Genomic DNA, 257 nt, shown 5'->3' on the forward strand with positions numbered 1-257 from the left:
GGATTAGACTGAGTAAATAGTTCAAATTCATCTTCCACCCCTTCCATGCCACCTACAAAAATACCAGCAATAAAGTCATTATTAACAATCATCTTTTCGCGCATCAAAGCCAAGCTTTCATCACGACTTCCAATATTATCTGTAACAATAAGAGATTCAGAGAACTCCTCATTCTCTACAGGAAACATTTGTCTGAAATAATCTGACTGATAAAGGTGTACATGCTCTTTAATATTGACATTTACACTCTCTAATAT

At 34.6% G+C, this 257-nt stretch carries 1 protein-coding gene; it reads right to left on the reverse strand.

What is annotated here, in order from left to right:
- Window positions 1–257 (reverse strand): SLOG domain-containing protein (locus AAEY78_RS13880; RefSeq protein WP_502943782.1); only part of this gene is annotated, 257 nt, incomplete at both ends.

It is taken from the genome of Psychrobacter sp. 16-MNA-CIBAN-0192, assembly GCF_040309565.1.
Classification (GTDB): domain Bacteria; phylum Pseudomonadota; class Gammaproteobacteria; order Pseudomonadales; family Moraxellaceae; genus Psychrobacter.